The organism is Nocardia sp. SYP-A9097, assembly GCF_009649815.1.
Lineage (GTDB): Bacteria > Actinomycetota > Actinomycetes > Mycobacteriales > Mycobacteriaceae > Nocardia.
This window is the reverse complement of sequence record NZ_WJIC01000046.1, coordinates 31,144-39,644: the sequence shown is the minus strand read 5'-3', so window position 1 is coordinate 39,644 and position 8,501 is coordinate 31,144. Positions and strand designations below refer to the sequence as shown.

At 63.9% G+C, this 8,501-nt stretch carries 5 protein-coding genes and 1 pseudogene; 5 read left to right on the top strand and 1 reads right to left on the bottom strand.

Annotated features, from left to right (window positions below; genetic code table 11):
• Positions 1-757: 757 nt before the first annotated feature.
• The 5 genes and pseudogenes from istA (at position 758) to GFY24_RS38680 (ending at position 6,301) form a co-directional block, all read left to right on the top strand.
• A pseudogene (gene istA / locus GFY24_RS38700) lies at positions 758-2,329 on the top strand (IS21 family transposase).
• A gap of 2 nt (positions 2,330-2,331) precedes the next feature.
• The gene (gene istB / locus GFY24_RS38695) at positions 2,332-3,198 is read left to right on the top strand and encodes an IS21-like element helper ATPase IstB (protein WP_153810097.1); all 867 of its coding nucleotides are present in this window, start codon (positions 2,332-2,334) and stop codon (positions 3,196-3,198) included.
• A gap of 75 nt (positions 3,199-3,273) precedes the next feature.
• Positions 3,274-3,606 (top strand): hypothetical protein, encoded by a 333-nt coding sequence (locus GFY24_RS38690; RefSeq protein ID WP_194853192.1) that lies wholly within the window; start codon positions 3,274-3,276, stop codon positions 3,604-3,606.
• 196 nt (positions 3,607-3,802) lie between these two features.
• Entirely contained in the window at positions 3,803-4,915 is a 1,113-nt protein-coding gene (locus GFY24_RS38685) for an NAD(P)/FAD-dependent oxidoreductase (RefSeq protein WP_228567087.1), read from the top strand.
• 798 nt (positions 4,916-5,713) lie between these two features.
• Positions 5,714-6,301 carry a hypothetical protein gene (locus GFY24_RS38680; protein WP_153810095.1) on the top strand — a complete coding sequence of 196 codons (588 nt, stop codon included), beginning with the start codon at positions 5,714-5,716 and terminating at the stop codon, positions 6,299-6,301.
• A 412-nt stretch (positions 6,302-6,713) separates the two neighbouring features.
• Here the strand turns inward: GFY24_RS38680 and GFY24_RS38675 are convergent, their stop codons facing one another.
• Positions 6,714-8,333 (bottom strand): ice-binding family protein, encoded by a 1,620-nt coding sequence (locus GFY24_RS38675; RefSeq protein WP_228567086.1) that lies wholly within the window; start codon positions 8,331-8,333, stop codon positions 6,714-6,716.
• Positions 8,334-8,501: the final 168 nt, after the last annotated feature.

Below are 8,501 nucleotides of genomic sequence, written 5' to 3'. Positions count from 1 at the left end.
GCTCGACCGGATCCAGCCCGCCAAGATCTCCCGATCGCCATCACGCAACACCAGAGGGGCAGCTCGCACGGCCCACATTCAACCAGAAACCCATACCGCCCAACAACTTTGGAATCGACCCACTAGCACAGCCACCCGGCACCGTCTCGGCAGTTTCTCCGAGCCCGAGAATTGACGAAAAGCCCTGCTGCGATACGCCTTCCGCCCATCGAGTCCAGCCTCAGTGGGCCGTGGCTCTGCGTCATGGCTTCTCAGCGCCATTGATCGGTGACGACGGGTTCGACATTGAACACCGCAGTGCGCGAACGATATTCACCGATTGCCGCCTTCGTGACACCGAGACCCGATCATCGCGCCTCGCGTCCACAGTCCCAGCTGTGCCGACTTCGTTTGGCGCACAGGCGATCTACGGCATGCCTCTGCTCTTGCGGTGTCGCGGGCGCGGGTTGCCCACAGCTGAGCGGCAGTGTCGGTGACCTGTTGGGCCGGTCATACCTACAGCCCTGGCGAGGTGCCGGGTTCGACCTCGTGAATCGTGGCTTCATACGTGAATCACGAGATCGTTGATCGGTGAATCTCGACACCACCCCCGGCGTGGAAGGTGTTGGTATCCGCGAATTTTGACACCACCTGACGGGTTGCGGTGGCAGGATCATCCTGCTATCAATCTGCAACGGCCCGTAGGAGTGGACCTGTGCCGCCGAACCAATCCAAGGCGCAGCTGTACGCGGCGATCCGCCGGGACTCACGGGCGGGCATGTCGGGCCGGGAACTACAGGCCAAGTACAACATCGGCTACCTCACGGTCAACGCCGCGCTGACGTCCGTGTTCCCTGAGAAGCGCAAGGAGTATCCGGCGCGGGCCTCGAAGCTGGATCCGTTCAAGTCGTTCATCGACGAGATGTTGCGCGCGGATCTGGACGCGCCGCGCAAACAGCGGCACACCATCAAACGGATCTACGCACGGCTGATCGACGAGCACGGTATGGAAGACGTGTCCTATCAGCGGATCCGCGACTACGTCGAGCAGCGCAAACCGCAGATCAGGATCGAGGCCGGCCGCGAGCCGCCGCAGGTGTTCATCCCGCAGACCCACCGCCCGGGGTAGGAAGCCGAGGTCGACTTCGGTGAGGTGACTGTCGAACTGCGCGGTGAACGGACGGTGCTCTACCTGTTCTCGCTGCGAATGTCCTACTCGGGCCGCGCTGTTCAGCGGGTGTTCGCCTCGGGCGGTCAAGAAGCGTTCCTGGAAGGCCACGTTCACGCGTTCACCGTGCTCGGCGGGGTGCCGCACGGCAAGATCCGCTATGACAATTTGAAGGCCGCGGTGGCGAAGGTTCTCGGATTGAGCAGGGCCAGAACCGAATCCGAGCGCTGGACCGCGTTCCGCAGCCACTACGGCATCGATGATCCGTTCTACTGCATTCCGGGTATCGAGGGGGCACACGAGAAGGGCGGTGTCGAGGGCCAGATCGGGTTCTACCGGCGCAATCATTTCGTCCCCGTCCCCAAGGTCGAGTCCCTCGAGGAGGTGAATACCCTTGTCGAGCAGTGGGATTCCCAGGATCTGGGGCGCCGGATCGGGGCGCGGGCCCGCACGATCGGAGAGCATTTCGCGGTCGAGGTGCCGACGCTGAAACGGTTGCCGGTCGAGGAGTTCGAGACCGGGTCGTGGCTGGCCACGCGGGTGGACCGGTATTCGATGGTCGCGGCGCGGACCAACAAATACAGGGTCCCGATCCGGTTCATCGGCCGCCCGGTCCGGATCCTTTTGCACGCCTCCTGGCTGGTCGTCTACGACGGCCGCACCGAGATCGCCCGCCACGAACGTCTGATCGGCAAGGCGTTGACGCGCGTGGAACTCGATCACTATCTCGAAGCGCTGGTCCGCAAACCCGGCGCGATGGCGGGCGCGACCGCCCTCGAACAAGCCCGCCAGAGCGGGAAGTTCACCAAGAGCCACGACGCGTGGTGGGCCGCGGTCCGCAAGGCGCACGGCGAGCGCGATGGCACCCGCGCGATCATCGAAGTGCTTCTGTTGCACCGCGGTATGCCCTATGACCAGGTTGTCGCGGGCCTGGACGCCGCGCTGCGCGCGGGAGCGCTGACCGCGGACGCGGTTGCCCTCGAGGCCCGCAAGGCCGCTGAAGCCGCGCCGCGGCTGGCCAACGTGGTCGATCTCGACGAGCCCGATCCGGATCCGGTTGCGTCGCTGAGCGCCCGCCGCCTGGCGCATCTGCCGCCGGACACCTGGCCCTTGCCCTCGGTCGCCATCTACGACCAGTTGCTCCGCATCACCAAACCGAGAACCGCAGAAGGGAATCCATAGAAATGACCAGCCCGCTCCCGCGCCGCCACGGCATGACCGACCAGGCCGCCGACACCGCCGTCGACCAGGCATGCCGGATGCTGCGGCTGCCCAGCATCCGCACCCAGTTCAACGACATCGTCGAAACCGCGACCCGCGACCAGATGAGCTACCGGGCGTTTTTGGCCGAGCTGCTGCTCGTCGAATGCGACGACCGGGCGCGGCGGCGCTCCGAAAGGCGCATCCGCGCCGCCGGATTCCCGCGCGATAAATCGTTGCGGGCCTTCGACTTCGACGCCAACCCGAACATCGACCCCGCCGTGGTCAACACCCTCGCTAATTGCGAGTGGGTGAAGAAGGGCACCCCGCTCTGCCTGATCGGGGACTCCGGGACCGGCAAGAGCCACCTGCTGATCGCGTTGGGCACCGAAGCCGCGATGCGCGGCTACCGCGTGAAATACACTCTGGCAACGAAACTGGTGAACGAGCTGGTCGAAGCCGCCGACGAGAAGGTGCTGGCCAAGACGATCGCCCGCTACGGGCGAGTCGATCTTCTTTGTATTGACGAACTGGGATATATGGAGCTCGACAAGCGCGGCGCCGAGTTGTTGTTCCAGGTTTTGACCGAACGCGAGGAAAAGAATTCTGTCGCGATCGCCTCGAATGAGGCTTTTTCTGGCTGGTCGAACATGTTTCCCGAACCGCGGCTCTGCGCCGCGATCGTCGATCGCCTCACCTTCGGCGGACAGATCATCGAAACCGGCACCGACAGTTACCGACTCACCCGAACCGCCGCACTCACCAACACCGCTAACACCACTGCGCAGGTGCCGACACCGGAGCAACCAGTATTCACCGATGCTCAACAGTCACTGGAAATCGTGCCCTGACCAGCAGTCTATCGGCGAATTACGACACCACCCCAGCACCCGAACACAGGCCGTCACCGGAAAGCACGACACCCCATGACCACACCCGACACCCACGACCAGCCCAGTCCCCTCATCTCCGGTCTCACCGTCGACGACGCGATCGAACTCGCCGAGATGCTGACGTTCATCGACGGTTGGCTAACCGACAGCGACCCGGCCGTCGCGCAGTCCTTCCACGCCTTCGTCGGGGCGGACGGCTACGCGCTCAGCGACCTACGAGCCGACCTGAACCGGTTCGCCGCCCTGCTGGGCGGCCTCGAGATCCCGGCCCACGACCTCCACTCCGAGCCTTTCCGAGAAGCTGTCTCATCTCCCGCACCGGCCATGAGTCGCAGAAAATGCGGATTGCCCTCGGGGCGTTGCTGATCCGTGGCCAAGGTCGTCTGCGGCAACGCCGCGGCGGTATCTCGCGCGGCGACACGGCCATTGCGCAGCAGTTCAGGCATGATGGACGACAGTCCGGAAATCGGGCAGCGGTGACGTCCGGCACAACTGCTGTTTGGCTGGGTTGGTGATCACTATCGTCTGCCAGACAGCAAGCATCGCCTGACGGGGGAATCTGTTGAGTGCTGAAATTGTCGTTCTCGGAGCGGGTTACGCGGGCCTCAGTGCCGCAAAGCATTTCGCTCGATCACGTCACCGCACATCGGTGACTGTGGTCAATCCGCGGGCTGACTTCGTGGAGCGGATTCGCCTGCACCAGTTCATGGCGGAGAATCATCCGGCGGTGAAGCCGTTGAGGGAGTTGTTGCCACCGTCAGCCAAGTTGATCGTGGATGCCGCGGTGACAGTCGATTCGCGAAATCAACAGCTGCACATGACCAGTGGCGATGTCATCGCTTACGACTACCTCGTCTACGCGGTGGGAAGTCGGACGCGATCGGACGCGATTCCCGGTGTCGCCGAGCACGCGGTGACCGTCGGTTCCTGGGATGCGGCGTGTGTGGCCCACCAACGGTTGCAAGCTCTTTCACCGACTGCGATCGTCACCGTCATCGGCGGAGGGCTCACCGGTATCGAAACAGCAGCCGAGCTGGCGGAGCTGGGCACCGTTGCGGTTCGGCTCGTTACCAGTGGCGAACTGGGTACAACCCTGTCTGCGCGGGCCCGGGCCCAGCTGCGATCACATTTTTCCGCGGCCGGCGTACACGTGATTGAGCACAGTTCGGTGGCCGAGATACGTGAAGGGAAGGTGGCACTGGCCGACGGGACCGTTCTCAGCAGCGACCTCACCGTGGTAGCGGCCGCGTTCGCACCACCAGAACTCGCCCAGGACAGCGGACTCGATGTCGACGCGGCCGGTGCGCTCCGCGTCGACGACGCGCTGGTGAGTGTTACCAGCCCCCGGATCATCGGCGCGGGGGATGCCGCGGTGCTCAGCGAACGCCCATTGCGCATGAGCTGCCAAGCCGCGACACCCTCGGGTGTCCACGCCGCCGACACCATCCTGCGGCTGCTCGCCGGGAGACCTCCGCGACCGGTGCGCCGAAAGTTTGTGGGCCACGGGATTAGCCTGGGTCGCCACAACGCGTTGTTCCAGTTCACCACGCTCGGTGATCAACCTCTGCGACATGCGGTGATGGCGGGTCGCCTCGCGGCGTTTGGCAAGGAGCAGATCTGTCGTATCACGCTGCGTTTCGGCCGCATTGGGCCGATCAGCTTCAGCTGGTCGTGAATCACGCCGATCTACTACGAAGGACTCCCCGAACACCACGCAGCCATGGTCACCTGCGCCAGGATCATGGATCTCATGTCGAAACCCTTCGGGGCGTGGGCAATCCGAGGTGCACCTGTTTCACGAAGTGAACGGGTAACGCGCCGGTTTCACAGATCGCATCCGGAGCTGGAGTCGCATCTGGTGACCCGTCGCGAAGCGCGGCAACCCTGGCCCGGCTGCGCCGCACCCACCGCCCATGCCGCGACCGGCACGTATCAGAACAGAACTTCGCCCTCGGCCCCCGTCGCGAAGACAACACCTTCCGGCAGGTCAGGCAGTATTTCTTCGGCACCGCGCCCTGCCCGAAAGCCGGAACAGCCAGGCTGTGCGGAATCTTCCCCGACTCATGTTTGTCCACCGCATCCAAGCCTACGACCCGCGAAGGCGGTGAAACGAGTTCTAGGACAGCCTCTGACACACCCGGCGACCGGACACGCCGATCGGGGTGACGTCAAAATTCACGGATAGACCCGCCCTGGCTCGGCCTCGAGTGACGTCAAAATTCACGGATAAGTGGTCTCAGAATTCGTACTTACAGCCAGTATCGAGAATCCGTACGCTCTGATCGAGGAGATACGCGGGGAGGGTGGGTTGCACCGGGCCCTTCCGGTATGGATCACCTTCGATCACGAGATGGTCCGGGAGATACTGCGCGACAACCGTTTCGGTGTCTGTGTGCCGACCGTGTTCGGCGCGCCCCGGCCCGTGCGGCGCGCGCTGGAGCGCCGCCCCACCGAACCCGCGGATCCGTCGTCGATGCTGGTGATCGACCAGCCCGACCACACTCGGATGCGCAAACCGGTCACCGCGGCCTTCACCCCGCGTGTCATCGCCCGGCTACGCGACAGGATCGATACGGTTACCGAGGAACTGCCTCGAGGCCCTGCCCGACGACGGGCCCACCGATCTGGTGGCGCGATACGTGGCGCAGGTGCCCATAGCGATCATTTCCGAGATGCTGGGCTTCCCGGACTCCGACCGCGAGATGTTCCTCCGCTGGACGACATCGCCGCGGTAGCCGCCACCGCGCTGCTCGGGGACGAGCATGTCGGCAAATCCTACAGTCTGGCCGGGCCAGAAATCCTTACGCGCACGGAGCTCATCCGGCAGCTCGGCCGCGGCATCCCGTTCATCCCGGTGTCGCGCGATGAGGCGGTCGAGGTGTTCCGCATCGAGATGGGTGACACCGCAAGCTGGTACGTCGACAACGTGCTCGGCGGCATGGCCGAACACCCGGTTTTGCTCCGACTGGTTCGGTCCCGGCGATCATCGACCGTTCCGCGTCGACCTTTCGCTCGCTGGACAGCCGACCACGTGAGAGACTTCGCCGAGGCAGCGACATAGCGAGAGCAGCCGGAATCTCCTACGTAGACCACGTCTTCCAGACGACTCGATCGCCCCAGGTAGAACCAAGACGAAAGCACGTTGCTGGACGAACGCCCGTGTGCGGCAACGAGTTACGGCGGCAGAATGTCCCGCGTTGGGCATAGAGAGACGTTCGGCCGGCGTCGGATGCCCTCGACCCATTGATCTTCCGAGATACGGCGCTGGCCGGTTCGGCTAGCGCTGTCACCAGAAAGAATGCGTTGCCAATACAATTCGACAAATCTGCAACGCGCCTGAGCGCCAGCCCGGCCTGCGACCATCAACCATTCGGAAAAGGGTGAGCAGACTAGCGGCTACCACACCCGAAACACCTTGTCCGCGTGCCGAAGGCGCGCGGACAAGGTTCGAAATCCTTTCGGTGTGTCGGGGCTCAGACTGCGGTGATGGTGTTGGTGTCCAGGGTGATCGCGCCGTTGAGCGCCAGGATATCCCCGTTGGCGGTGGTGCCGCCGGTCACCGTGACCGAGGTGAAGGCCAGGATGCTTCCGGCGAAGTTGGTGTTGGTGCCCAGTGTTGCCGAGCTACCGACCTGCCAGAACACGTTGTTTGCGGTGGCGCCGTTGATGAGGCTGACCACGCTACTGGCCCCGGTGATCAGTGTCGTCCCGGCCTGGAAGATGAACACCGCATTCGGATTGCCTTGTCCGTCCAGGGTGACGGTGCCGTTGAGACCGATCCCGGCAACCGCGTGGTACACCCCGGAGGTCAGGGTTTGTCCCCCGAGATCGGTGGTCACCGTAGCGGTGGGCGTGCGGCCCGCCGCGTCGGTGTAGGCAGTCTGTAAATCGGTGCGTGCCTGCGCGGCGACCGCATCCCCGGCATGGATCGCTCCGCCGGTCACCGTTCCCGGCGGGAATCCGGTCACCGCGGTTCCTGGGCTCACACCCAGGTTGCCGGTGATGGCCGTGGCTCCGGTGTTGGTGACCGTCGCAGCCCCCAACACCGCGAACGTAGCGGCTGTCCCCAGATTGACCGGCGCCAGACCCGAAACGTAGGTGTAGGTGACACCATTGCTGGTTCCACCGGGGGTGGTGACGGTGACCGATACCGTCCCCGCTGAGTGGGCTGGGGTCAGGACGGTGATCTGAGTGTCGGAGTTGACGGTGAACAGAGTCGCCGGTGTCCCACCGAAACTCACACCGGTAGCTCCGGTCAGACCTGTCCCGGTGAGCACAACCACTGCCCCACCACTGGGCGGACCGGAACTCGGAGTGACACCGGTGAGAGTGGGCACCACGATATAGGTGAACGCGACACCATTGCTGGTGCCGCCCGCGGTGGTGACGGTGATCGACACCGTCCCAGCCGAGTGAGCCGGGGTCAGGACGGTGATCTGGGTATCGGAGTTGACGGTGAACAGAGTCGCCGGTGTCCCACCGAAACTCACACCGGTAGCTCCGGTCAGACCTGTCCCGGTGAGCACAACCACTGCCCCACCGCTCGGCGCCCCCGAACTCGGAGAGACACCGGTGAGGGTGGGCACCGCGATGTAAGTGAACGCGACACCATTGCTGGTGCCAACCGCGGTGGTGACAGTGACCGACACCGCCCCAGCTGAATGAGCAGGCGTCACCGCCGTGATCTGTGTCGAGGAGTTGACCGTGAACGAAGTTGCCGGTGTCCCACCGAAACTCACTGCGGTGGCTCCGGTCAAGTTCGTCCCGGTGAGCACGACCGTCGCCCCACCGGCCGCGGACCCCGAAGCCGGATTGATGCTGGTCAAGGTAGGAACCGCACCACCATAGATGTACGGCAGCGGGTTGCTCGTACCGTCCAGCAGTACCTGTACGGTGACGTTCACCGTGCCGGTTCCGGGCGGGACGATGGCCGTGATCTGGGTATTGGAGTCGATGGTGAAGGTCGTTGCCGTCGTACCGAACCGGACAGTCAACGGACCGACATTGGCGAATCCGGAGCCGGTGATGACTACAGAGTTGAAACCCGCCGGAGGGCCGAAAGAGGGCGTCAGCGAGGTGATGACAGGTGACATTTTTTGCCTTCTAAAGTCAGTGATAAGTGAAAGTGGTTCTCCCACAGCAGCGCAGGCTATTTCGCCGCTTATGCCCAGTAAGCCCCCAGCAGCGGCACTGCGGCAATGCATCCCTGGTCCGTTTTCGTCCGGTTTGTTTCCGTTTCGGGTTCGGCCGGTAGCTATCGG

What these genes read in the sequence shown, in the direction of transcription:
- istB (WP_153810097.1), top strand. Translation starts at nt 2,332, where the DNA reads ATGACCAGCCCGCTCCCGCGCCGCCACGGCATGACCGACCAGGCCGCC.
- GFY24_RS38690 (WP_194853192.1), top strand. Translation starts at nt 3,274, where the DNA reads ATGACCACACCCGACACCCACGACCAGCCCAGTCCCCTCATCTCCGGT.
- GFY24_RS38680 (WP_153810095.1), top strand. Translation starts at nt 5,714, where the DNA reads ATGCTGGTGATCGACCAGCCCGACCACACTCGGATGCGCAAACCGGTC.
- GFY24_RS38675 (WP_228567086.1), bottom strand. Translation starts at nt 8,333, where the DNA reads ATGTCACCTGTCATCACCTCGCTGACGCCCTCTTTCGGCCCTCCGGCG.